Genomic DNA, 22293 nt, shown 5'->3' with positions numbered 1-22293 from the left:
ATCATGCGCCCCGGACCGCTGCCGCGCCGCCCGATTCCGTGCCCACGGGCGTGTCCGCCGCGGCGAACTGCGTCCGGTACAGCTCCTCGTACCGGCCGCCCGCCGCCAGCAGGTCGGTGTGCGTGCCCCGTTCCACGATCCGGCCGTCCTCCACCACCAGGATCAGGTCGGCCGCCTGCACCGTCGACAGGCGGTGCGCGATGACGACGGCGGTCCGGCCCGCGAGCGCTTCGCCCAAGGCCTCCTGCACCGCCGCCTCCGAGGTGGAGTCGAGGTGCGCGGTGGCCTCGTCGAGGACCACCACGCGCTGACGGGCCAGCAGCAGCCGGGCGATCGTCAGCCGTTGCCGCTCGCCGCCCGACAGGCGGTAGCCGCGCTCCCCGACCACCGTGTCCAGGCCGTCCGGCAGCGACGCGACCAGGCCGTCCAGGCGGGACCTGCGCAGGGCCTCCCAGATGTCCTCCTCGGTGGCGTCCGGCCGGGCCAGCAGGAGATTGGCCCGCACCGACTCGTGGAAGAGGTGCCCGTCCTGCGTCACCATGCCGACCGTCTCGCGGATCGAGTCGGCCGTCAGGTCCCGTACGTCGACTCCGCCGAGCCGGACCGCGCCCGCGTCGGCGTCGTACAGCCGCGGCAGCAGCTGGGCGATCGTGGACTTCCCGGCTCCGGAAGAGCCCACGAGGGCGATCATCCGGCCGGGCTCGGCGCGGAACGACACCTCGTGCAGGACCTGCGTACCACCCCGGGCGTCGAGGGCGGCGACCTCCTCCAGGGAGGCGAGGGAGACCTTGTCGGCGGCCGGGTAGCCGAAGGACACCCGGTCGAACTCGACGGCCACCGGCCCCTCCGGCACCCGCCGGGCGTCCGGCTTCTGCGTGATGTGGGGTTCCAGGTCGAGGATCTCGAAGACCCGCTCGAAGCTCACCAGTGCGCTCATCACCTCGACGCGGGCCCCGGCCAGGGCGGTCAGCGGTGCGTACAGCCGCGTCAGGAGCAGGGCGAGGGCGACGACGGCACCGGCGTCCAGCGTCCCGCGCAGCGCGAAGTGGCCGCCGAGCCCGTAGACGAGGGCGAGCGCCAGGGCCGAGACCAGGGTCAGGGCGGTGATGAAGGTCGACTGGGCCATCGCCGTACGGATCCCGATGTCGCGCACGCGCGCCGCCCGGACCGCGAACTCCGCGGACTCGTCGGCGGGCCGCCCGAACAGCTTGACCAGCGTCGCGCCGGGCGCCGAGAACCGTTCGGTCATCTGGGTCCCCATGGCGGCGTTCAGCGCCGACGCCTCCCGCTGCATCGCCGCCATGCGCGACCCCATCCGGCGGGCCGGCAGGACGAACACGGGCAGCAGCACCAGCGCCAGCAGGGTGATCTGCCAGGAGATGCTCAGCATCACGGTGAGGGTCAGCAGCAGGGTCACGGTGTTGGCGACCACGCCCGACAGGGTGTTGCTGAAGGCCCGTTGGGCGCCGATGACGTCGTTGTTGAGGCGGCTGACCAGGGCGCCGGTCCGGGTCCGGGTGAAGAAGGCCACCGGCATCCGCTGCACGTGGTCGAAGACCGCCGTCCGCAGATCCAGGATCAGCCCCTCGCCGAGGGTGGCGGAGAGCCGCCGCGCCAGCAGTCCCAACCCGGCCTCCGCGACCGCGATCACCGCGATGAGCAGGGCGAGACGGGTCACCGCGGCGCCGTCCCGGCCGTCCACGATGGCGGTGACAACCTTGCTGGCGAGCACCGGCGTGGCCACGGCCAGCAGGGCGGTCACCACACTCAGCAGGAGGAAGAGAACAAGCCCGCGGCGGTGCGGGCGGGCGAAGGCGGCCACGCGGCGCAGACCTGCCCGTGAGAGGGGGCGACGGTCCTGCTGGGCGTTGATCGCGCTGTGCAGTGAGGTCCAAGCGGTGACTTCCATGTCCATGACCTGAACGCTAGGACCTCAAGCAAGGTCGAGGTCAAGGATCCCGCAGTGAACCCCCCGGGCGGGCTACTCCGGCCAACTGCGGGGGCACACGGGCGATTTCGAACGCACCTCCGTTGTCGGTGCCCGGTGGCATCATCGGTCCATGACGCAGGAATCCGAGTCAGTCCACTTCACCAAGGGCACCACCGACACCGTCCTGCACCACTTCGAGCGCTGGGCACGGGACACACCCGAAGCCCCCGCCCTCATCGCCGGCCCGAAGGACGAGCTCCCCTACGGAGTGCTCGACTCCCGGGCCAACCGGCTGGCGCACCACCTGCTCGCCTGCGGCCTGCCGCCCGGCGGTCTCGTCGCCATCGGCACCGCCCGCCCCGCCGAACTCGTCGTCGGCATCCTCGCCGTCCTCAAGGCGGGCGGGGCCTACACCGTCGTCGACGCCGCAACGCCCCGTACCGGCCGCCGACAGCTCACCGCACTCCAGCCGTCGACGCCGTTCGCACTTCTCACCGACGCGTCGCTCCGGGCCGCCCTCGACTCCGGCACCGGCCTGCGAGCGATCGCCACCGACCGTGATGCCGCCGAGATCGCCGCCCGCCCCGACCACGCGCCGGACCGCACGGAGACGGCCGACGGGTCCGGCGACGGCACCGGCGGGTCCGGCGACGGCGGAGCCGTCCTGTTCACGGCGGGCACCGAACCGCGCCCCGTACGCGTCGGGCACGCCCTGCTGCTCGCCGCCCACACGGGCTGGACCGAGCTGGCCCGGCCGACCCCCCAGGACCGGCACCTCATCACCGCCCGGCCGGACGTCACCGCCTTCGCCGCAGGCTGGACCCGGGCCCTGTGCACGGGCGGCGCACTCGTGCTGCCCGCGGGACCCGTCTGGCCCTCGGGGGACCCGCTGCCCCTCCGCACGGCGGTCGACGCCCGGAAGGTCACCGTCCTGCACACGGACCCGGCCGGCATCTCCGCGCTGGTCGTCGACGGCCCCAGGCCCACCGCCGCGGACCGCCGGACCGGCCCCCGACCGCTGCGCTCCCTCCGGCTGGCCTGCGTCACCGGCGACCGCCTCCACCTCGACGAACTGGATGCCCTGCACGTCCGCCTGCGTCCGGGCGTGCGGATCCTCAACGTCTACGGCATCACCGAAACCGCCGGAGTGGGCACCTGGTTCGAACTCGCACAGCTGCCCGCCCCCGTCGCCGAACCGGAACGCCTCTGCCTGCTGGGCACCCCTTTCGCGGGATGCCGGATCCGGCTGCGGGGCGGGGAGATACACCTCGTCCCGCCCGGCGGCGGTGACGCGATACCCACCGGGGACCTCGGCGCGACCCGCTCCGACGGCCTGCTGGAGTACGCCGGCCGGATCCGCGACCGCATCCCCCTCCACGGGGGCTCCTTCGACCCGCACCCCGTCGAGGCGGCGATCCGCACCCACCCCGGCATCGGCTCGGCCCTCGTGGCCGCAGTCGACAAGGACGGGGAGCGCAAGCTCGTCGCCTACGTGGCCCCGCCGCCGGGCGACCCGGCCTGGGACGCCTCCGCCCCGCTGCCCGAGATCTACGGCCTGCGCAACCACCTGGCGGGCGTGGTGCTGAAGGAGGTGTCCCCGACCGTCCTGATCCGGCTGCGGGCGCTGCCGCGCAACCGGGCCGGCCAGGAGGACCGCTCGGCGCTGCCGCTGCCCACCCGGCCCGTCTCCGAACGGCCCGCCGTGCACGGGAGCAAGTACGCTCGGGCATCCGCCACCGCCGGCGACGAGGACCGCGGGCGCCTGGCCGCCGCCGGCTGCCTGACCGTCTTCCTCGGCTTCCTCGCCTTTGCCCTCACCGACGTCGTGTGGCCCGGCTCCACCGACCTCTCCGCCGTGCCGGGACCGTGGGCGGCCCTGTTCGTCCTGCTCTACGTCGCCGAGAGCGCGGCCTTCGGAGCGGGCCTCGCCTTCCTGTTCACCGGACACCGCCTCATCGAGCGCCGGGAACGCGGCCGTCACCCGGGCCGCACCAGGGCCGTCCACCTCGCCGTGAGCTATCTGCTGCTCGCCTGGTGGCCCCAGGACAACGCCTACCGGCTGGCGGCCAAACAGGACTGGCCCCTGCAAGCCCTCCTCGTCTACACGTTCAACATCCCCCTGATGATCGCGGGCTTCGTCGTGGCCCTCCACATGGCCCGCAAGCCGGACTCGCCCTTCGACTTCGAGGACAGCGACTGAGGGCACGACTCTCGGATCATGCCGGGCTCGCGGGGTCCGGCGCCACGGGGTCGAACATCGCGCCGACGGCCGCCGCCCCGGAGCGGACCAGCGCCTCGGCCGCGTCCAGCACTGCGAGGCTGCGCGCGGCCACCAACACTCCCAGCCAGGGCGCCGGTTCGAAGGCACCCGTCGGGATCGCCGGCACGAACACCGCCCCCAGCTCCGCACATCCGCGGGCCAGATCCGCGCACAGCTCGTCCAGCTGCGCCTCCGGCAGCCGGGCCCCGAGCTCCACCCGGTCGGCGATCCGTACGAGGTGCCCCGCCCCCCGCAGCGCGTCGAGCCGGGCCGCCACCATGAAGGCGATGGCCGGCCCGGTCAGCCGCAGGTTCGTCTCCGTCGGCGCGAGCCGCCCCTCGGCGTCGGCGACGAAGTCCACGTCGAACCAGCCCCGGTAGCCCGCGGCGGCCAGCTCCCGGCCCACCGCCGCACCGAAGGCGAGCAGCGGCTCCCGCGCCCACTGCGGCACCGCCCCGGGCCCCACCGTCGCGCCGCGGTAGGCACCCGCCGTCACGTCCATCAGCGCCGCGCCGACCTCGTGGACCCGGCCCGCCGGATCGACGAACCCGTCGTACGTCAGGTCGCGGGCGGCGTCCGGATCCGCCGGCGCCCCGACGTACTCCTCCACCAGCAGCGGGCCGCGCGGCAGCCGCCGCAGCACGGCGCGGGCACCGCCCGCGGCCCGGACCTGCCCGGCCGTGACCACGGTCGTGCCCGAACCCCCGACCCCGTGCTCCGATTTCAGGACGGTGCTCCGGCCGGCCCGGGCCCGTGCGGCCAGCAGCCGGGCCGCCGCCCACCGGCCGGCGGCCCGCACCTGCGCGGGGAGCACGATCCCGGGGTGCCCGCCCTCCGCCAGGATCCGCTCGAACAGGCCGTGCGCCGCGGCCTTCGACTCGTAGCGCAGCTCCTCCGGCCGCCACGGACGCCCCGTGAGCCGGCCGAACGGCCGGGTGAGCCCCCACGGTACGAGCGGCTCCCCGGCCCCGGTCAGCCGCGCGGCCAGCGCCGGCCGGGCCCTTACCGCGTCGACGAGGCCCGGACCCCGCTCCACCAGGCCGTCGTAGACCTCCACCCCGCTCCAGCCCAACTGCCGGCAGACCAGCTCGGTCCAGCCGGCGGGCACCGCCCGGGGCAGCACCAGCGCGGACGGGTAGGGACTGTAGAAGGCGGCCAGACAGGAGTAGTGGTGCGCGGCCGACTGCTCGCGGTCCAGGGACGGGTCGCCGAACTGCGCGTTGAACTCGGCGACGTTGCCCACGTGCACGGCACGCCCGCCCCCGCCCGTCCAGGCTCGCGCCCAGTCGGCGAGCGGGGCGGGGGCGGTCTCGAACCGCACCAGGGAGGGGGCCGGCCCCGCGGACGAGGCCGGTGCCGCGACCGCCCCCATCGCCCGGTAGAAGCCGGCCGCGTGCGGGTCCGCATCGATGACGAGTCGCCGCACGCCCTGCTCCGCGGCCCGCCGCAGCACGTCCCGGTACAGCAGTCGCCCCACGCCCTGCCTCATCGCGGAGGGTTCCACGAAGAGCAGCCCCAGCGTCGCCGACGGCGCCGCGCCCTCCAGTGAGGCGAGACCGAGGACGGTCCCCTCGGCGTCCTCGGCCACCACGATGCGGCGGGCCGCCACCTCGTCGGGGCGGATGCGCAGTTCCTCGGCGCACGCCGCCAGGAACCGGGGGTCGTAGCCCCAGTGCGCCTTGGAGCGCAGAACCAGCGCGGTCAGGGCCGCCGCCTCGGCCGCCCGCGCGGCCCTGACCTCTACCATTCGCCGACCTCCCCATGGTCTGCCGGAAGGCCATGGGATAGATTCGGCCTCCCTACGGACGTATTTTCCCACCAACCGGAGACAGGCTTCTCAATGAGCGACATCATCAACGGACTTGGCCGCACCAGCGCCTACGGCGCTCTGGGCCTGGTCCTGCTGATCCTCGGTATCGTCCTGGTGGACGTGCTGACGCCCGGGAAGCTCCCGAAGCAGATCTGGGAGGAGCGCAACCGCAACGCGGCCCTCTTCCTCAGCTCCGCGCTCCTCGGCATCGGGGGCATCGTCTTCACCTCGATCTGGACCACCTACGACGACTTCGGCAAAGGCCTGGCGTCGACGGCGGCCTTCGGTGTGCTCGGCCTGATCCTGATGGCGGTGGCCTTCCTGGTGCTCGACCTGGCGACCCCCGGCAAGCTCGGCGCCATCGTCGTCGACCCGCAGCCCCACCCGGCGGTCTGGGTCTCCTCCGCCTGCAACCTCGCCGTCGCCGCGATCGTCGCCGCCTCGATCGCCTGACGCGAAGCACCCGTACGCGTCGAGAGCGCCGCTCCGTCAGGGGAGCGGCGCTCTTTTGCGTGCACCGGTCGGACCGTGGCCGGGCCCGCGCCCCGCCCCGGCTATGCCAGACCCAGCGCGAACGCGCCGAAGCCCACCGCCAGAATGCCCGCCACCGTACGGCCCACCACACCGGCGCGCCGGCCCCCGGCCGGCGGTTGCTCGAACCGCCGCGCGTACCGAACGATCCCCACCAGCAGCACCGCGAACACCGGCATCCACGCCACCCGCGCCACGATCCAGCCCACCGTGTCCGGGGCCGTCGTCAGCCCGGCCAGCGGGCCGGCGAACGAACCGGGCACGGCGGCAGCCAGCATGGCCGTCTGGTGCCAGCACAGGATCGTCATCGCGCACAGGTTGATCACGACCACCGGGGCCCACAGCGCCGGCCGGGCCAGCAGCCGCGCCAGCCGGTTCCGCAGCAGGACCGCCGCCCCCGACTGAGCCGAAGCCAGCGCGAGCACCAGCAGCGACGGCGGGTGCGAGTTGGTCCGCGCCGCACCCGGCACACCCACCATCGACGCCGGATAGTGGAACACCGCCAGCAGCGCCGCGAACAGCAGCGTCCCGCCCAGCAGGAGCAGCCGGGCCCCGCGACGCCCGATCCGCCGCTCGCCCCAGGACACACCCAGCTGGTAGGCGAACAGCCAGCCCGGCAGGACGTTCAGCAGCGACAGCCAGAACGGCACCGACCCGGCGAGCGGCCCGTAGCGCAGCAGGTCCACCACGGCGACCGACACGAGCAGCGGGGCCGCGGCCCAGCCGCCCAGCCGGCGCGCGGCCCGCACGCAGTACGGGGTCAGCGCGGTGACCACCGCGTACACCCCGACGAACCACAGCGGCTGGACCACCAGCTTCGCGCCGGTCCGCAGCGTCGCCTCCGGCACCCCCGCCGCGTACAGCACCGGCACGGCGAGCGCCCACACCACCGTCACTGCGAGCACGGGCCGCCCCAGGCGTACGATCCGGCCCTTCAGCCATGCGCCCGCCGAACCGGGGCGCCGACGGTAGGAGAGGACCGAGGCGTAGCCGCCGACGAGGAAGAAGACGCCCAGCATCTGCAGCACCCAGCCGGCCGGCGCCAGCGCTCCGAAGGTAGTCAGCGGACTGGCGTTGTGCAGACCGCCGTCGGCATCGAGCGTGAAGCCGCCGAGCAGCCAGTGCCCGGTCGGCACGGCCAGCAGCGCCAGCGCGCGCAGCCCGTCGACCGCCCGGTCGCGGTGCGCGGGGGTCTGCCGGTCGATCCGCTCGGCGGCCCGGCGCAGCCGCGCCCGGACGGGCGCGCCCCTCATCGGGTGTCTCCCTTCGCGATCGCGGCGAAGGCCGCGAGGGACTGCGTGCCGGGCATGAAGTAGCCCGTGTGGCCGCGTACGTCGGCAGCGGGCACGCGGCGCGCGCCGAAAGCCGCGGACGTCGGATCGGTGCCGTGGCCGATCCCCGCCAAGCTGACGTTCGGGACGTCGGCGATCCAGTCGGACGGCCCCCGGGCCGCCCAGACGCGTGCGCCGGTGCGCAGGGCGCCGGCGGTCCGCGCGCGCATCCCGGGAGACCCGAGGGCCACGATGTCGGCGGCGTCGGTGTGCCGTGCCGCCAGCCCGCACACCACCGAGCCGTAGCTGTGGCAGAACAGCACCGGGTCGGGTGCGCCGACCGCGTCGAGGCCGGCGGTGAAGCGCGCCAACCGGGGCGCCCCGGCCGTGGCCAGCCGTCCGCCGGCCGCGTCGATGCCCACGCCGACCGGGGTGGTGTATCCGGTCCACGCGATGACGGCGACCGCATCGTCGGCCGCCGCACCGCCGTGCACCGGACCGCCACTGCCCGACCCTCCGCGCACCGGGCTGCCGTGGTGCCCGGCGCCGGCCGCCCCGAGCAGGGCCCGGGCCATGCCGGCCGGGCCGGTGTGCGGTGCGCGCAGGGCGTCGTACGAGGTGGCGTCGTTGTCGGAGCCGGGCACGATCACCGAGACGTGGGCGGCGTGCTCCAGATCCCCGAAGACCTCGGCCACCTGGCCCCGGCCGCGCGGGTCGAAGGCCAGGATCCGCCGGCCGGGCGCGGCCAGGGACGCGTACCGGGCCTCACCGGTGGCGGCGGCGAGCCGGTTCGCCTCGTACCGCAGGGCGACCGGTGCCCCGTCCAGGTTGCCCACCACCAGCGGGTGGGACCGTACGAGGGCCGCACGCGCAGCGTCGTCCAGCCCGGCGAAGAACCGGGCCACTGCGTGCGGCGTCGCCGTCGCAGGATCGGGCAGCGCCCCGCCGTACGCCGTGTCGGCCCGCCAGGCGGCGGTGCCCGGCGGCGGCCCGGTGACCGCCGACTGGCTGTCGCCCGAGGCCCATCCGGCCGTCCCCCCGACGACGGTCACCGCCAGGGCGGCCGTGACCAGCGTCCTTCCGAAGCGGCGCATGCCCCTTCTCCTCTCGTCGTGACGAGGGGGAAGGTAGGAAGACGGCCCCACCGCGGACGTCGGACCGTGGAGCCAATTCCGATGTCATACCCCGGTAGGGGGTGGAGGAGAGGCCCGGGCACGCCGTGGACGCCGCCGACGGGCGGGCGGCAGCGCCGCAGTTGCCGGGCCGGGGGCCGCCCGGTGGGCTCAGACCGAGTCGCCCGGGCGCACGAGGCCCGCCTCGTACGCGAAGATCACGGCCTGGGCCCGGTCCCGCAGGTCGAGCTTGGCCAGCACCCGCCCGATGTGCGTCTTGACCGTCTGCTCCGCGAGCACCAGGTGGCCCGCGATCTCCTGGTTCGACAGCCCGCGCGCGATCAGCTCCAGCACTTCGCTCTCGCGCGGCGTCAGACCGTTCAGCCGGAGCGCCGGGTCCTTGCGCGGCGCCGGCCGCTGCTGGACGAAGTCCGCGATCAGCCGCCGCGTCACCGAGGGGGCCAACAGCGCTTCGCCCGAGGCGACCACGCGTACCGCCGCGATCAGATCGGCCGGCGGGGCGTCCTTGAGGAGGAAGCCGGAGGCCCCGGCGCGGAGCGCCTCGTACACGTAGTCGTCGATGTCGAACGTGGTCAGCATCAGCACCTTCGGCCGGTGCACCACCCCGGGCGGCGGGGTGAGGATCTCCCGGGCCGCGGTGAGCCCGTCCATCTCCGGCATCCGTACGTCCATCAGCACCACGTCGGGGTGCGTGGAGCGGGCCGCCTGCACCCCCTGGCGCCCGTCGGGAGCCTCGCCCACCACATCGATGTCCGCCTGCGCGGACAGCAGCGCGGCGAAGCCCGCCCGCACCATGGCCTGGTCGTCGACGATGACCACGCGGATGGTCAACTGCGTTCCCCGTTCGAATCGTTGGCGCCGTCCGTGTCGGAGGCGGTACCGGCGTGCAGCGGCAGGCGCGCGGCGACCCGGAAGCCGCCGTCGGGCAGCGGCCCGGTGTCCAGCGTCCCGCCGGTCAACCGTACGCGCTCGCGCATGCCCACGAGGCCGTGTCCGGTGCCGGTCCCGTCCGGCTCCACCACCGCGTCGCGGGCCGCCGGACCGTTGACGACGACCACGAGGACCTCCGCGTCGTCGACGGTCACCGACACCCGGGTGGGAGCGCCCGGTGCGTGCCGCACCACGTTGGCGAGGGCCTCCTGCACGATCCGGTACGCCGACACGTCCACCGCGGGCGGTGCCGCCTGCGCGGCCCCGACCGCCAGGGACAGGTCCACCGGCTGGCCCGCCCGTACCGTCGCCTCCACCAGCTGCTGGAGCCGGCCGATCCCCGGCTGCGGAGACCGCTCGCCACCGGGGCCGCCCGCGCCGCCCGCCCCGTCGGGGGCCCGCAGCACCGTCAGCAGCCGGCGCATCTCGCCGAGGGACTCCCGCGCGCTCGCCGCGATCGCCGCGAATTCCTGCTGCACCGGCTCCGACAGGCCCGGCAGCCGGTAGGGCGCCGAATCCGCCTGCACGGTGATCACCGACATGTGGTGCGCCACCACGTCGTGCAACTCGCGGGCGATCCGGGCGCGTTCCTCCAGCAGGGTCCGCCGGGACCGTTCGGCCTCGCTGATGCTCTCCTGCTCGGCGACGCGCCGGCGCGCGTCGCCCAGGCCCCGCAGGGCGCCCGTCAGGGCCAGGACGACACCGCCGAGCACGAAGAGCAGGGCGGCGGTGTTCATGGTGTCCGCGGGCTGGCAGAAGCCGAGCACCGCACCGACCGCACCGGTGACCAGCCACACCCCGACCAGCGTCCGGACGTTCTCACGCAGCCCGAGGCAGGCCAGCAGCACCAAGAAGCCGATGACGGCCGTCGGTGTCCACGGCCAGGAGTGGCCGGTGACCTTGTCGGCCTGGGTCAGCAGGACCGCACCGAGGGTGTCGGCGGTCAGGACGAGCAGCCATGCGGGCAGCGGCCTGGTCACCGCGAGGAGCAGCGGCACCGTCTGCGCCACCCCGAGCGCGCCCGCCCAACCGCCGTCCAGGCCGTAGTCGCCCGTCAGCACGACGATCGTCGTCGGCAGCAGCGAGACGACGACGATGCCGACCACGACGTACGGGAGGGCCCGCTGCCATGCCTTGGGGGCCTGCCCGAACAGCGGCTGCGCAGCCCCGACCGGGGTGCGCAGGGCCGCGGTGAGCCGGGCCGGGGCACCGCCGGGCGCCCGGCCCGCGGCCGTGGGGGCGGACACCCCTGCCGGCGCCCGTTCTCCGGTCCGTTCGCGGGGTCTGTCACTCATGATCGCACCAGCGTATGCCGCCGACGGGCCTGACAGGGGCGCAGGGGTAGGCTGCACGGCAGTCGATCAATGGGGGAGCTGTTCGCATGGGCGGGGCGGCCGCACTGGAGAAGCTGGTGCCGGTGCTGCTGGCGTTCGGCGGCGGAGTGGTCCTCGCACGCCGCAAGGTCGTCCCGGCAGAGGCCTCCAAGGCCTTCTCCGACTACGCCTTCCTCTTCGCGGTGCCCTGCTACCTCTTCGGCAACATCTACGCCAGCGACCTCGGCGCGCTGTTCGACTGGCGGGCGATCGGCGGGTACGCCGCTGCGGCGGCGATCGCCGCGGCGGTCGTGGCCGCGGTGGCCGTCGCCCGGGGCCGGCGCGAGCCGCGCGCCGTGGCCCTGCGCGTGATGGCCGGAGTGCAGGTGAACACCGCCTACTTCGCCGTCCCGGTGTTCATCACCGTCTTCGGGACGGCCGCGCCGATCTTCCCGATCCTGCTCTTCCAGGTGTGCGTCCTGTCCCTGGTCGTCATCGCCCTCATGGAACTGGGCCGCGCGGGCCCCGCCGACGGCCGCCCGGGCATCCGGCTGTCGCGGGCCGTCGGGGCCTCGCTCGTCACCCCGCTGGTCCTCGCCTGCAACGCGGGCATCCTCTTCAACCTGCTCTCGGTACGGATCCCGGCCGTGGTCCTGGACGGAGCCGCCTTCGTCGGGAACAGCGCCTCACCGGTGGCGCTGTTCGCCCTCGGCCTCCACCTCGGCGGCGCCGGCCTCCACCTCAGGGGTACGACGCGCGAGGAAACGGCCCTGATCGGCTTCAAGTGCCTCGTGTTCCCGCTCCTCGCGTGGGCGGTGTGCGCCCTGCTGTTCGGGGTGCGCGGCGACTGGCTGGCGTACCTCGTCCTGATCGCGGCGATGCCGACCCCGCAGAACCTGTTCATCTTCGCCCAGCGCTACGACGTCGGCGTGGACCTCTCCGCCTCGGTGGTGCTCAAGACCTCACTCGTCTCCCTGCTGCTGCTGCCCCTCTGGCTGCAGGCGTTCGCCTCCTGAGCAGCCGTGGCCGCCTCCGGGCGCGACGGGTCGTACCCCCGGTGGGAGCGGGTCGTTGAGGTGGTATGGAACTGCCGACCATCGCGGCGCCGGGCGTCGGGGAACGGGCCGACGCCGCGGCCGACGCCGCCTGCCACCTGTACGACACCGTCGCGCCCTGGGGGCCCGGAGCGCCGGGCGGGTGGAGCCGGACCGCGGCCGAGGACGCCGCCGAGGCGATCGAGACCACCGCCTACGCCCTCGCCTCGGCCGCCCCGGGCGCCGAGGTCGTCCTCGCGCCGGTCCACGCGGCACTGGCCGACCTGCGCCGCCGGCTGGGCCTCGCGCCCGCCGACCTGCCGGCCGGCGACGGGCTGCCCCCGGTGCCGCGGACCGTCGGCAACCCGCGCCGGACCCGGTGGGTGCGGGCCCTGACGGCTACGACGCCCTCGCCCCGGCAACCGCCTTCTCGTACAACGTCCTGATGTCGGCCCCGAAGTACGAGCTGTAGGAGACGTCGGCCGTGTCCCCGCCCGTCTTCCAGCCGCCGATCACCCCCACGACGTCGCCGGTCCCGGTGCGGCCGTCGAGCCGCAGCAGGAACGGGCCGCCACTGGTGCCGCCCGGGTAGCCGGTGCAGGCGATGCGCAGGAACGAGCCGGGGATCCGGACGTCGGTACTGGTGTACTTCGTCGTCCGGTTGACGCACAGGCGCGGCCGGGCGGCGGTGGACGGGTGCCCGATCAGCGAGACGCGGGCGTGCGCGTAACCGGCACCGGTGACCAGCCGGTTCCCGCCCACCACGTCCTGCACCCGCCGTCCCCCGGTGCCGGGTCCCACCTGGGCGAACGCCACGTCGAGGGCGGCCGCGCGGTCGACCCCCGCCGTGCGGTAGCGCTGGTCGATCCAGATCTTGGAGCGTCCGGCCGCGGTCCGCACCACGGGGAACATGCCGAACGGCCGCGGCTTCGCCCGCGTGTACTGCGGTACGAAGGCCACCCGCTGGGTGTCGGCGCCGAGCAGGCAGTGGGCGGCGCTGATGACGAGGTTCCGGCCGGGGGAGGCGACCACGCTCGCGGTGCAGAAGTAGGAGCCGCTGCCCTTGACGAGGAACATCCGGCCGACGACCGGGAGACCGCCGAAGTCCCGGCCCACACCGGGGCCCGCGGCCGGGATCCGGGGCAGGGACGGACGTACGGGAGCGGGGGCGGGTGCCGGGGCCGGGAGGGTGCTCGGTGAGGGTGTGGGCGCCGGCGCGGGTGTGTGTACGGGGGTGGGCGTATCGCCGGTCCCGCCGGTCCCACTGGTGCCGCCCGGGGACGAGGAGGCCGGTGGGACCGGCACCGGCGGCTGCCGGTGCTCGGCCGGCTCGTGCGGCTCGTGCGGCTGGACCGGTGTGGCCCAGGGGAACTGCGGGAACCGCGGGACCTGCAGGGGCCCGGCCGGGGGCTCCGGAGCCGCGGTCCGTTCCGTCGGAACGGGCGCGAGCGGGCGGGCCGACGCCATCCGTTCGGGCGTCCAGAAGGACTCCGCCTCGTGCGCCCCCCAACGGGCCGCCGCGGCCGCCGGAGCGGCGGCGGCACTCCCCGCCCCGGCCGCGGGCAGCGGGCCCGCGGACACCAGCAGGGCGGCCGCCGCCGCGGCCACTGTCAACGTACGTCGCATGCCGGACACTCCCTAAACGGCCTGGGGGAAACGGAAGAGCCGGTCCGGGTCGTAGGTACGCCGGACCTCCTCCAGCCGGGCGAGGTTCGGGCCGTAGTAGGCCTCGCGCCAGCCGCTGAGCTTCGGATCGGTGTAGTTCTGGTAGGCACTGCCGCTCGCCCACGGGCGCAGGTCCCGCCACAGGCCGTCGAGCCAGGCCTCGTGCCGGGCCACCTCGGCGGCCGGCGCGGATTCCGGCCAGTGGACGAGGTACTGGGCCAGGAAGGCGCTGTCCCGGTGCGCGAAAGCGGTGCCGGCGGCCGGCACCCGGTTGACGGCGCCGCCGCACACCCCGTCGAACTGCACCACGCCGAGGCCGCCCCGGGGCGCGCCCGCCCCGTACCGCCGGACCGCGTCCAGGACCGCGCCGATTGCCGCGTCCGGCAGCCCGGCGCCGGCCCAGAAGTCGGAGCGGGCGCTGTACGACTCCCTGCCCAGCCGCCCCCGCGGGTCCCGCCCGGGCAGCGTGCCCGGAAGCCGGCACTCGGCAGGGCTCAGGTCCAGGCAGCCCGCCATGGCCCGCACCGTGTCCCCATGACTGCGGACGACGATCCAGCTGTCCCGCGGCGACGCGCCGACCAGGTCGGTCAGCCGTGTCAACTGCCTCTCCAGTGCGGGGCGTCCGTCGAGGCACACCACCCGTACCGAGGGCACCGCGGCGGCCGCGGCGCCGCGTCCGGGCCCCGTTCCGGCCTCGACGGTGAACTCCACCTGGCTCCAGAACGGGTCCGGCAGGTCCGCCAGCCACCGCTGCCAGCCCCGCAGGACGTCCGCGGAACCGCCGTCCGGCCAGTGCAGTTCGGCGAAGGCGCAGTCACCGGCCCGGTGGGTGCGGAAGCGGAACTCGGTCACCACCCCGAAGTTGCCGCCGCCGCCCCCGCGCAGGGCCCAGAAGAGATCCGGATCCCGTTCGGCCGACACCTCGCGGACGGCCCCGTCGGCGGTGACCACCCGCGCCCCGGTCAGCCGATCGGCGGTGGTGCCGTAGGCCCGCGAGGCCAGTCCGAGCCCGCCCCCGAGCGTGAGCCCGGCGATGCCGACGGAGGGACACAGCCCGGTCGGGACGGACAGGCCCCGCCCGGCGAGCGCCGCGTGCACGTCACCGAGCCGGGCGCCCGCGCCGATCCGTACGCCGTCCCCCTCGACCGCCACGGCGGCCATGGCGGCGGTGTCGATGACCAGGGCCCCGGTCCGGGTGGCCCAGCCGGCATAGCCGTGCCCGCCGCCGCGCGGCACCACCGGTACGGCCGTACGGCGCGCGAAGTCCAGGCAGACCGCGACGTCCCCGGCGTGCGCGGGACAGGCGACCGCGGCCGGCGCCACGCCGTCGTAGCGCGGCTGGAACAGCCGCCTCGCCTCCGCGTAGTCCCGGTCCCCGGGCAGCACCAGCCGGCCGTCGATCCCGCGGGCCAGCGCACCGTAGTCCGCGCCCCCGGCCGCCGCGCCGACACCGGCGAGGACGGCCGCGGCCGCACCGCCGAGGATCTGGCGCCGAGGGAGGCTCATACCTCCTTCCTGCCACCGACCGTCCGGATCCCCGAGCAGGCGGGTCCCACGTACCCCGCGGTGCCGCCCGATCGGCTCATCGCCGAAACGGTTCGACTCGTCATACGAGCGGACCGCGACGGCCCGGGTAGACGCTGAGCCCCACCGGGGCCCCGGGCCACCGCCGACGCACAACGGCTCGAACGGAGAGTGATCTTCGGTGTTCGCAGGGTCGAAGGGGCTGGGCAGGGGGTCAAGGGCGTCCTATCCGGACCTTAAGGGACGGATAACAGGCGGCCCGCAGCCGCTTGAGCGGCCGTTCGGGGCGTGAACGGTGCTTAGGGTCACCGGTGTTGACCGACGCTCGTCCCGATCTGCCGCTGCACCGGCGGGTCGGCTTCACCAAGAGGTTTCTGATGTCCCGAAAGCGCATTGCCCTGGCCTGCACGGCCGTGGTCGTCGGGGTCGGCTCCGTCGTGATCCCCGTGGCCGCCAACGCGGGGGAAGAAGGGAACGGCGTCACCGCCGCCTGTCGCGTCGCGGACGGGGCCACCGTGTGGTGGGCGTCCGGCGAGGTCTCCCTGGCGAACAAGGGGGACCGGCCCGTGCGGAACTGGACGGCCGAGTTCGAGGTGTCGCAGGGGCAGGTCACCCTCGACAACCCCTGGGCCTACGAACTCCGCCAGAGCGGCAGGCACGTCACCGTCAAGCCGATCGCCGACCGGGCCGACGTGGCCGCCCGGGGCAGCCGGGCCGTCAAGGTCGGCATCAACCCCGCCGGCAAGGGCATACCCAAGATCACCGGATGCAGGGTGAAGGGTCCGTCGGACAGCGGCGGCGACACCGGCACCAGCACGGCGGCCCCCGCCGACAGCGGTTCCTTCGTCAAGGACCACACCGCCGTGCACCTGATGTGGAAGCCGCCCGCCGGCGGCGCCGAGGTCGTCCGCTACGAGGTGTTCCAGGACGGCAAGCAGGTGAAGACCGTCAAGGACACGATGACGGACATCGAGCGGCTGGCCCCCGCCACCCGCTACGCGTTCAAGGTCCGGGCCGTCCGCGCCGACGGCCGCACCACCGGCTTCAGCAAGGACATCGTGCTCACCACGCTCGCGGCGCCCGGCCAGGACAAGGCGAAGCCGGTCATCCCGGCGGACCTTGAGGCGACGGCCTCAGGCCCCTACCAGGCCTCGCTGCGCTGGCGCGCGGCGACCGACGACGTCGCCGTCACCGGTTACCGGATCTACCGCAACGGTACGAAGGTCCAGGAGGCGGACGCCAAGGCCACCTCGGCCACCGTCTCCGGACTGACCGCGAGCACCGCCCACCGCTTCAAGGTCACCGCCGTCGACGCCTCCGGCAAGGAGTCCGACCCGACCCGCGAAACACAGGTGACGGCTGCGGCCCCCGACGGCAACGGCGGCGCCGCCCCCGGCGACTTCGCCGCCACCACCGCCACGAAGCAGGACGGCGGGGTCACCCAGCACTACCTGAACCTCACCTGGTCGGTCCCGCAGGGCGTCGGACAGATCACCACGTACCAGGTCCACCTGAACGGCAAGCCCGCCCAGACCTTCATGTGGGGCACCGGCGACCCGGTCCTTCCGGTGCCGACGACGAAGGGCTCGCGCGAGGTGCTCGTCGGCGCCCATCCCGGTGCGACGTACACCGTGAAGATCCGGGCACGGCTGGGCGACGGCACGTGGGGCGCCTTCTCCCGCGAGCTGACCGTGAAGACGGCCGGCTGACCGACCTGCCCCCAGCTGACCGACCGACCGGCCTCCGCCCTGCCCCCGGCTGACTGATCGACCGGCCTCCGGCCTGTTGCCGGCTGACCGGCCGGCCGTCGCCCCCACGCGCATGACCCACCCATGACCAGGAGCGTCCCCCTCATGAGTACGACCCGTCCCGCCGTCACGCCCCCCTCCGACCCGGCCCGGCTCCCGGCCCGCCGCACCGTCTTCCTGCGTCTCACCGCGCTCGCGGCCCTGCCGCTGGCCGTGACCACCCTCGGCTCCGCACCCGCCTCCGCGCACGGCTCCACCGCCGACCCGGTGAGCCGCAGCGTCGCCTGCACCAAGAACCCGAAGGCCGGCGAGGCCTGCCGACTGGCCCTCGCCCAGAGCCCCGGCATCCCCGGCGACTGGAAGTCGGTCGTCCAGGGCCGCGCCATCGACCACAGCACCCCGACCTCCTCCCCGCAGCACCGCGCCCGCATACCCGACGGCAAGCTCTGCAGCGCCGGCAACGCGCAGTTCTCGGGCCTGGACCTGGCACGGGACGACTTCCCCTCGACGACCCTGCCCGGCGGCGCCGAGTACGACCTCCGCTACGACATCAGCGCGCTGCACAACCCGTACCGCATGGAGATGTACGTCACCAAGGACGGCTACGACCCCAGGAAGCCGCTGAAGTGGTCCGACTTGGAGGACACGCCCTTCCTCAGCGCCGACAACACCGCGGCCACGCCGGCACCCGCGGGCTTCCTCGGTGCGAAGGCGTTCACCTTCAAGGCGGTGCTCCCCGAGAAGAAGGGCAAGCACCTGATCTACACGATCTGGCACGGACTGAAGCGGCCCGACGGCTCCTTCCAGAGCGAGGAGGCCTTCTACTCCTGCTCGGACGTCACCTTCAAGTAGTCCTCGGGGAGCGGCGGTAGGCGGCGGTGGAGGAGACAGAACTCGTTGCCCTCCGGGTCGGCCAGGACGTGCCAGTTCTCCGTGCCGTCCTGGCCGATGTCCACGCGCCTTGCGCCGAGGGCCAGCAGACGCTCCAGCTCGGCGGCCTGGTCGCGGTCGGTGGCGTTGACGTCGATGTGCAGGGGCAGCTTGCCCGCCCGCGGGCCGCTGCCGGGGCTGAGGACGAGCGTGGGCTGCGGGCCGCCGAAGCCGGCGCCGGGCGGCCCGATCTCGATGCTGCCGTCGTCCTCACGGCCCAGTTCGACGTATCCGAGGACCTCGCTCCAGAACGCGGCGAGCCGCTCGGGCTCGGCACAGTCCAGGACCAGCTCACTGATGCGGCATGCCATACCGCCCACCTTACGCGGCCGCCCCGCCCCGGCCGCCCCTCATCGGGCGGCCGCGTACCGAACACCCCTGCCCCGCTCTGCACCGCCAAGACCGGGGACGTCGCGAGCTTCCGCAGCCCGGTGAGCAGCCCGGACGGACTCGCCGTGCGCGGCACGCGGCTGATCCTGACCAGGCGCGACCACTACCAGCGCAGAACCACCGTGACCCGCGCCGAACTGGTCGGCGGCGTGTGCGTCGTCACCAGCCAGAAGCGGCGAGTGCCCGGACGGGTGGTCATGAAGTGCGGCCAGGGCCGCGACGGCACCCTTTGGCTCCGCGCCGGCCGCACCTGGCTGCGCGTCGACGCCTGATCCCCGCGGCCGCACACCGGTGGGAGGGCACCCCGCCAGGCGCCCTCCTGCCGTCCTTCCTCGCCGTGGGAACCGCCCGCGCCGTCAGGAGCACGGTCGACCAGATCCCGGCCACCGCCTCCCCGGCCCCCGACGCGCTGTGCCGCTACGGCGCCGAATGGAACCGCCGCCGAACTCCGCTGGAACCTGACCATCGACCGGCTGAGAACGATGCCCTCCGCCCGCGGCCGCCCGGCGGCCCGACACCGGCTGGCGTTCGAACAGCGGGCGCCGGTCAGTTCTCTGAAATCGCCTGGAGCAGGTCGCCGACCTTTGCGTCCGGCAGAGCCCGAGCGACATCGGCCAGCGACACGATGCCGACCAGCGTATGCCCATCGATGACCGGCAGCCGGCGGACCTGGTGCTCGCTCATGGTGCGCAGGATTTCCGCGGCGTCGTCGTCAGCGCCGATCGTCACGGCCTCGCCCTGGGCGAGGTCACCCGCCTTCACCGAACCCGGGTCCTGACCCACGCCCAGTACCCTCACCACGATGTCCCGGTCGGTGAGCATGCCCTTGAGCTTCTCGTCCGTGCCGCAGATCGGCAGGGCCCCGACCTTCAGCTGGGTCATCCTCTTCGCTGCCTCAAGGACCGTCTCCTGGGCGCCGATGCACGTCGCGTCGGCCGTCATGATCTCGCGAGCCGTGGTCATCCTTGGTACTCCTTCGTTCTCGTCTGCACAGGTGGCAGCCGACCGCTTCACGCGACCGGTTACGAGACCTATGGGTGCCCCTTGCCTTCGGGCGGTAACGACAGGCGGCCCATTACCACCCCAGGGCTACGGCTACCCGGGCGTCTCCGCGCGCCCTGCCTGGGCGTTGCGGGACGGCCGGGCGAGAACGGGAGCCCGCGGTGCAGGATGAGGCGGCAGGTGGAAATGGGCGGTGCACTCTCGGACGGGCGCTCCGAGCGGCCGGGGGCCGGGTCAGGAGCCCAGAGGGCCGGTGGCCGAGGCGGCGGGCCGCAGCCACTGGCGTGGTCAATCGAATTCCGGGTCCCCCGTCACGTCCCCGCGGGTGCGGATGCGGTAGTGGACCCGGAGTCCCTCGGGACCCTGAGCGCGGATGGCGCCCCACGGCAGGGTCTGGGCGGTCTTGAGCGCGGTGAAGTTCTGGTCCTCGACCACCTGGATCGACGCCCCGTTCACCCTCCTTGTCAGGGCGAGCGTGTCCCGCGGCTCACGGATCTCGACCGATGCCTTATGACCCACCGCCACGTGCAGTACCACCAGGCCGCTGCGCCCGATGACCTCGCTCTTGTCCCGAACGGCCACCACACCACCTCATCCGCCAGGGGCGCACCCCGCCCGCGGCGTGGTGCATACAGGACTGCGCCGGGGAGCCTAGTGTCCGGACTCAGGAGCGGTGGGGAGGCCGCGCCCAGGAGCGCACCGATTTCCCGCAGAGGGGGCTGCGGCCTGCGTGCGCCGACGACCACGGGCACGACGAGCGCCGACGGCCGCACGAGAGCACGGCTCCGACCAGTCAGCGAAGGCCATCGAGCACCGCCCCCTGCCTCGCCGCGGGAGCCGCCGAGCCGTCTGCGGCCTTCCAGGCAGACCCGAATCGCGCCAGGTAATGCCACACCTTCTTGACCGCTTGGGGGTCATGGAGGCCGGATCGTGCGGCCTCTCCGACGATCCCGGGATCGAGGATGCCGTCGACCGCGATCCGCGAGCCCAGGTCGACGTATTCGGCACCGCGGTAGTCGGGGTGACGCCGGAGTTCTTCCACGCCGAGTCGGAAGCCGGGGTGCCACTCCACCGGGCAGCCAAGACGCAGAGCCGCGCTCTCGACCGGCGTGCCGCGGTAGCAGGGGTCCAGGACCAGCGCCTCCACTGCGGATCGGAAGTGGACCGGCCCGTGCACCTGCGCCTCGATGTAGTCGTCCAGCTCGTCCTGACGATCGGCGAGGGCGAGGTCGACAAGCCCCATGCGGGCAGCGACCCCGAAATCCGACGGTTCGAGGAAACTGTCCGGGTAGCAGAACGTACTCCGCGTCAGGGTCCGGGCCGTCAGGCGGAAGTGGGCCGAGCCGAACCGCGGCGCCCCACCGACCGGCTTGCGACGGAAGTTCAAGGCCCCGTAGACGGGCCGCTCGTGTGCGGCCGCTTCGTCGTACGCCCCGCCGAAGATCCGGCTCTCCCAACGCCATCGGTCGCCGCCGGGATGCGCGGTCAGGCCACCGTTGCTGGTCCCGGTGACGAACTGGGAGTGGTAGACACCACCCTCTGCCATGGCGTCCAGGATCGGCTTGCCGCGCAACAGACGGTCCGGGTGGAAGTTGAGGGTCACCCGCAGAGCGGGGTCCATGGGAGGGCCTGACGCCAGCGCCGTGACATGCCGAAGGGCCCGTTCGTGTGCTGCGTGGGAGGTTGCAGAGGTCATCGGCACAGTGTTCCCCACCCCGATCAACCGGTGCACGCCCATTCCTGCCCCTCCCGGGGGACGCAGGCTGTCCTCTTCCGGGCAGGTGGAGTATCCCGGCTGCGAGGAGGTGGAGGGCGTGTTGGGATCGGTGGATGAAGGATCCTTTCGGCTGTAGTGAGCCCGCCCAGTTGATCCCGGCCGGGGTAGTGGGCGAGGGCGCGGCGTACCGCGCCGTCGCCGCGCGAGCCACCGACCCCGCGGACCTCGAGATGCTGCTGGACATGCTCGGGCTGGTGCCGCCCGGGCCCACCCCCGATGCCGACACACCCTGACAGATCCCCGGTCGCCTCTTCGCGTGACAGCCGGGCGGTGTGCCAGCGTGTCGGTGTTTGGGAGTGATGGCCCGGGGTCACACGTGTATCGCCTCGCCCGCCCCCTGCCCCGGAGACGTGATGCCCGAGAAGAACCCGCTGAAGGCTGTGACGGACAAGATCGCGGACGCCCTGCAAGGTGAGGGGCGCACAGGCCCCGAGGAGGGGGTGCCGGGCAAGCCGGCCCCAGTGTCGCCGAAGGCCGTCGAGCCGGTGCAGCCGGTGGAGCCGTTGCCGCCGAAGGCGGATCAGGGAGCCCCGGAGACGGTCAGTCCGACAGGTCAGCCGACCGGCGAGGACCCGGCCCGGATGGCCCAGAGCGGCGCGTACCTCACCACCGCCCAGGGAACGCGGGTGCACGACAGCGACCACTCCCTGAAAGCCGGGCCCCGGGGGCCGGTACTGCTGCAGGACCACCACCTGCGCGAGAAGCTCATGCACTTCGACCACGAGCGGATCCCCGAGCGCGTGGTCCACGCCCGAGGCGCGGCTGCGCACGGCGTCTTCCAGTCCTACGGCACCGCGCAGGCGGTCACCAAGGCCGCGTTCCTCGCCCCGGACACCGAGACGCCGGTGTTCGTACGGTTCTCCACCGTCCTCGGCTCGCGCGGGTCCGCCGACACGGTGCGCGACACGCGTGGCTTCGCCACGAAGTTCTACACCGAGGAAGGCGTCTTCGACCTGGTGGGGAACAACATCCCGGTGTTCTTCATCCAGGACGCGATCAAGTTCCCCGACATCATCCACGCGGGCAAGCCGCACCCGGACCGGGA

The 22293-nt window shown here is 73.9% G+C and carries 21 protein-coding genes; 9 read left to right on the top strand and 12 right to left on the bottom strand.

All coding sequences use genetic code 11. The features are described from left to right. Position 1: 1 nt before the first annotated feature. Entirely contained in the window at positions 2 to 1915 is a 1914-nt protein-coding gene (locus tag IF89_RS0128465; protein ID WP_051807750.1) for an ABC transporter ATP-binding protein, read from the bottom strand. 145 nt (positions 1916 to 2060) lie between these two features. Between IF89_RS0128465 and IF89_RS0128460 the strand changes: the two genes are divergently transcribed. Beyond that, on the top strand, positions 2061 to 4130 hold the full coding sequence (locus IF89_RS0128460) for an AMP-binding protein (protein ID WP_030774088.1): 2070 nt from the start codon (positions 2061 to 2063) through the stop codon (positions 4128 to 4130). A 16-nt stretch (positions 4131 to 4146) separates the two neighbouring features. On the opposite strand, the gene IF89_RS49110 is transcribed toward IF89_RS0128460, so the two are convergent. Beyond that, complete coding sequence (locus tag IF89_RS49110) at positions 4147 to 5937, bottom strand: GNAT family N-acetyltransferase (RefSeq protein ID WP_063831358.1); 1791 nt, start codon at positions 5935 to 5937, stop codon at positions 4147 to 4149. 93 nt (positions 5938 to 6030) lie between these two features. On the opposite strand from IF89_RS49110, the gene IF89_RS0128450 reads away from it, so the two are divergent. Beyond that, positions 6031 to 6453 (top strand): DUF350 domain-containing protein, encoded by a 423-nt coding sequence (locus IF89_RS0128450; RefSeq protein WP_030774082.1) that lies wholly within the window; start codon positions 6031 to 6033, stop codon positions 6451 to 6453. A gap of 101 nt (positions 6454 to 6554) precedes the next feature. On the opposite strand, the gene IF89_RS0128445 is transcribed toward IF89_RS0128450, so the two are convergent. The 4 genes from IF89_RS0128445 to IF89_RS0128430 form a co-directional block, all read right to left on the bottom strand. Continuing rightward, positions 6555 to 7784: an acyltransferase family protein gene (locus IF89_RS0128445; RefSeq protein WP_030774080.1), complete on the bottom strand. Its 1230-nt coding sequence runs from the start codon at positions 7782 to 7784 to the stop codon at positions 6555 to 6557. After that, positions 7781 to 8896 carry an alpha/beta hydrolase gene (locus IF89_RS0128440; RefSeq protein WP_030774079.1) on the bottom strand — a complete coding sequence of 372 codons (1116 nt, stop codon included), beginning with the start codon at positions 8894 to 8896 and terminating at the stop codon, positions 7781 to 7783. Before IF89_RS0128440 ends, IF89_RS0128445 begins: the two co-directional genes overlap by 4 nt. Before the next feature lie 189 nt (positions 8897 to 9085). Continuing rightward, positions 9086 to 9766, bottom strand: a complete 681-nt coding sequence (locus IF89_RS0128435) for a response regulator (RefSeq protein WP_030774077.1) — start codon at positions 9764 to 9766, stop codon at positions 9086 to 9088. Further along, entirely contained in the window at positions 9763 to 11160 is a 1398-nt protein-coding gene (locus IF89_RS0128430) for a sensor histidine kinase (RefSeq protein WP_078628573.1), read from the bottom strand. The genes IF89_RS0128435 and IF89_RS0128430 overlap by 4 nt, the downstream gene beginning before the upstream one ends. 86 nt (positions 11161 to 11246) lie before the next feature. Here IF89_RS0128430 and IF89_RS0128425 point away from each other — a divergent pair, with 86 nt between their 5' ends. Next, complete coding sequence (locus IF89_RS0128425) at positions 11247 to 12194, top strand: AEC family transporter (protein WP_030774071.1); 948 nt, start codon at positions 11247 to 11249, stop codon at positions 12192 to 12194. 65 nt (positions 12195 to 12259) lie between these two features. Further along, positions 12260 to 12658: a hypothetical protein gene (locus IF89_RS41040; RefSeq protein WP_051807748.1), complete on the top strand. Its 399-nt coding sequence runs from the start codon at positions 12260 to 12262 to the stop codon at positions 12656 to 12658. Here IF89_RS41040 and IF89_RS46165 read toward each other — a convergent pair. Together IF89_RS46165 and IF89_RS0128410 are read right to left on the bottom strand one after the other, a co-directional pair. Then, positions 12612 to 13838, bottom strand: a complete 1227-nt coding sequence (locus IF89_RS46165) for a hypothetical protein (RefSeq protein ID WP_158717934.1) — start codon at positions 13836 to 13838, stop codon at positions 12612 to 12614. The two genes, IF89_RS41040 and IF89_RS46165, sit on opposite strands and share 47 nt — an antisense overlap. Positions 13839 to 13850: 12 nt before the next feature. Next, a complete protein-coding gene (locus IF89_RS0128410; RefSeq protein WP_030774062.1) occupies positions 13851 to 15383 on the bottom strand; it encodes an FAD-binding oxidoreductase in 1533 nt (510 codons plus the stop codon). Positions 15384 to 15778: 395 nt separating this feature from the next. Here IF89_RS0128410 and IF89_RS41030 point away from each other — a divergent pair, with 395 nt between their 5' ends. Together IF89_RS41030 and IF89_RS0128400 are read left to right on the top strand one after the other, a co-directional pair. Further along, positions 15779 to 17110 carry a fibronectin type III domain-containing protein gene (locus IF89_RS41030; protein WP_051807746.1) on the top strand — a complete coding sequence of 444 codons (1332 nt, stop codon included), beginning with the start codon at positions 15779 to 15781 and terminating at the stop codon, positions 17108 to 17110. Positions 17111 to 17254: 144 nt separating this feature from the next. Then, positions 17255 to 18001, top strand: coding sequence for a lytic polysaccharide monooxygenase (locus tag IF89_RS0128400; protein WP_051807745.1), 747 nt, complete (start codon positions 17255 to 17257; stop codon positions 17999 to 18001). On the opposite strand, the gene IF89_RS0128395 is transcribed toward IF89_RS0128400, so the two are convergent. Further along, positions 17971 to 18390: a VOC family protein gene (locus IF89_RS0128395; protein WP_051807744.1), complete on the bottom strand. Its 420-nt coding sequence runs from the start codon at positions 18388 to 18390 to the stop codon at positions 17971 to 17973. The genes IF89_RS0128400 and IF89_RS0128395 overlap by 31 nt on opposite strands. A gap of 120 nt (positions 18391 to 18510) precedes the next feature. Here IF89_RS0128395 and IF89_RS0128390 point away from each other — a divergent pair, with 120 nt between their 5' ends. Further along, on the top strand, positions 18511 to 18741 hold the full coding sequence (locus IF89_RS0128390) for a hypothetical protein (protein WP_051807743.1): 231 nt from the start codon (positions 18511 to 18513) through the stop codon (positions 18739 to 18741). A 274-nt stretch (positions 18742 to 19015) separates the two neighbouring features. Here IF89_RS0128390 and IF89_RS0128385 read toward each other — a convergent pair whose 3' ends face one another. From IF89_RS0128385 to IF89_RS0128375, 3 genes are all read right to left on the bottom strand, one after another. Then, positions 19016 to 19432: a CBS domain-containing protein gene (locus IF89_RS0128385; RefSeq protein ID WP_030774051.1), complete on the bottom strand. Its 417-nt coding sequence runs from the start codon at positions 19430 to 19432 to the stop codon at positions 19016 to 19018. Positions 19433 to 19759: 327 nt separating this feature from the next. After that, positions 19760 to 20053 (bottom strand): hypothetical protein, encoded by a 294-nt coding sequence (locus IF89_RS0128380; protein WP_158717933.1) that lies wholly within the window; start codon positions 20051 to 20053, stop codon positions 19760 to 19762. Between the two features lie 211 nt (positions 20054 to 20264). Further along, a complete protein-coding gene (locus tag IF89_RS0128375; protein WP_051807756.1) occupies positions 20265 to 21167 on the bottom strand; it encodes a DUF3626 domain-containing protein in 903 nt (300 codons plus the stop codon). A gap of 134 nt (positions 21168 to 21301) precedes the next feature. Here IF89_RS0128375 and IF89_RS0128370 point away from each other — a divergent pair, with 134 nt between their 5' ends. Then, positions 21302 to 21481, top strand: coding sequence for a hypothetical protein (locus IF89_RS0128370; RefSeq protein WP_030774042.1), 180 nt, complete (start codon positions 21302 to 21304; stop codon positions 21479 to 21481). A gap of 120 nt (positions 21482 to 21601) precedes the next feature. Then, on the top strand, positions 21602 to 22293 hold a 692-nt coding region (locus tag IF89_RS0128365), incomplete at its 3' end, for a catalase (protein WP_030774039.1).

The organism is Streptomyces sp. NRRL F-2664 (assembly GCF_000719345.1).
Classification (GTDB): domain Bacteria; phylum Actinomycetota; class Actinomycetes; order Streptomycetales; family Streptomycetaceae; genus Streptomyces.
Note: the sequence above shows the minus strand (reverse complement) of the source record. Positions and strands in the feature narration are given on the sequence as shown.